This is a genomic window from Roseisolibacter sp. H3M3-2 (assembly GCF_029211165.1).
Classification (GTDB): domain Bacteria; phylum Gemmatimonadota; class Gemmatimonadetes; order Gemmatimonadales; family Gemmatimonadaceae; genus Roseisolibacter.
Map to the genome: position 1 here is coordinate 1 of NZ_JARGEK010000615.1, position 1,626 is coordinate 1,626.

The window sequence follows — 1,626 nt, forward strand, 5'->3', positions numbered from 1 at the left end:
GTCGCCGCTGACACTGAGGAACAGGTCTCGGCGATTGGCTGCGGCCATGGGGCCTCCAGGACAACGGCCGCCAGCTCACGCCGGCGGCCTGGTCATTGCTGCTTGTTCGCGATCTCGCGGGCTTCGATCATCGCCCAGAACTCGTGCGGCGTGGCGCGCCAGAACTCGTCGGGCGACCATCCGAACGCGTCGAGGGCGACGCCCATCAGGCGGCGCCAGCGAGTTCCTTCGGGTTCGCTTGCGCCGCCTTCAGTTCCCCCGCTGCCGTGCGACCTCCGGTCGCCGCATCGAGCAGGCAGAGCGTCAGCTTGGACGTGACCGTCGGAAGCCCCTCTTCGAAGATCAGCTCCTCAAGCCGCTCGGCATTGACGTTCCGGGTGAAGCCGTCCTTCGGATCGGCGCCGGCGCGGATCAGCTCCGATGCGACGACGCCCAGGTCCTCCATCGAGAGCTTGCCCGTGTTGCCGAGCCGCACGAGCTCGAGCGCGGTCTTGCCGGTTTGCCGCTCGACCGCCTTCAGCGCCTGATGCGATGGCCGCAGCAGATAACTGCGGCCAGCCAGGGCGAGCTGGTGCTCGCCCCGGTCCTCATTCGCTACCGGCTCTGCCGGCGCACGCTTCTGCCGCTTCATCAGGCGGACGCGCCAAGATCGTCGACGATCGGAGCGCCCTTATTCTTCATCTGGAAAGAATAGGTGGCCGGACCCTTCGTCGGGAAGTCGGCGGAGAAGTTGCCGATCGCCACCATGCCGTGGAACTTCACGACAGCGCCCTTCATCACCTTGATGTTGACTTCGGGCGGGCTCGACTTCGACACGTCGGAAGCGCGCTCGAGACCGTCATCCGGCAGCTTGAGGTTGCCGGACACGTCGAACGTGATCGTCTGCTGGCCGTAGCTGGCGCTGCCATAGACGCCCGAGTCCTTGTCGCTCAGGTCAAACTCCTCCGAGCTGCGGCCCCAACGGAGCGTGGTCTCGCCGCCGATCGGGTCGAACCCTTCGGTGCCGGCCTGGCCGTCGCCGATGAGGATGCGGTAGTCTTTGCCGTACTGGTTCACGTCAGTCTCCTTTCCGGCTCAGGCCGGCTCTGCGTAGATTTCGAAGGTGTTGATGGCGGCGAAGGTCACGCCGTCGGGCCCGGCCTCGCTGATCGCGCCGTCGATCCATTGAGGCTCCGTCAGAAGGACGCCGTCAGCCTCAAGCGCGCGGTTGTGCAGCGCGGCTTTGACGGCATGCGATTGGGCAAGCAGCGGACCGCGATCGGTGCCGCGGTAAATCGAGTGCACCTCGAACTCGAACCGCTCGGCCTGGTCGCCCTTGCCGCCCTCGTTGCTGCTCACGATCGCGCCGATCATATTGAACGGCGGGGCCTGGTTCGGCTTCGGCGCATCCACGGCGCCGCCCAGCTCGGCGGGAACATCGGCGAGCAGCGCGCCGAGCGCCGCCGCCTGCACCGGCGTTACGAGATCGATCATCCTGCTGCTCCTGCGCGCGACATGGTCTCGGACCAGAAAGCGGCGATGCGGCGCTCAGCCGTGGCCTGGGCGCCATCGATGAAGACAAAGGGCCGAGCCGCGCGCGGCCGCACGTCCAAGGCGTATGTTGCCGAGATATCCGCCGCCTTCTTC

Annotated in this window: 4 protein-coding genes; all 4 read right to left on the minus strand. The window is 66.7% G+C overall.

What is annotated here, in order from left to right:
* Nucleotides 1-92 precede the first annotated feature (92 nt).
* Genes PYV61_RS25115 through PYV61_RS25130 form a run of 4 tightly spaced genes read right to left on the minus strand, consistent with a single transcriptional unit; the run spans nt 93 to nt 1,473 of the window.
* Complete coding sequence (locus PYV61_RS25115) at nt 93-206, minus strand: phage tail assembly chaperone (protein ID WP_275836621.1); 114 nt, start codon at nt 204-206, stop codon at nt 93-95.
* The gene (locus tag PYV61_RS25120; protein ID WP_275836622.1) at nt 206-631 is read right to left on the minus strand and encodes a GTA-gp10 family protein; all 426 of its coding nucleotides are present in this window, start codon (nt 629-631) and stop codon (nt 206-208) included. Before PYV61_RS25120 ends, PYV61_RS25115 begins: the two co-directional genes overlap by 1 nt.
* Nucleotides 631-1,056, minus strand: coding sequence for a phage tail tube protein (locus PYV61_RS25125; RefSeq protein ID WP_275836623.1), 426 nt, complete (start codon nt 1,054-1,056; stop codon nt 631-633). Before PYV61_RS25125 ends, PYV61_RS25120 begins: the two co-directional genes overlap by 1 nt.
* A gap of 18 nt (nt 1,057-1,074) precedes the next feature.
* A complete protein-coding gene (locus tag PYV61_RS25130) occupies nt 1,075-1,473 on the minus strand; it encodes a hypothetical protein (RefSeq protein ID WP_275836624.1) in 399 nt (132 codons plus the stop codon).
* Nucleotides 1,474-1,626 lie beyond the last annotated feature (153 nt).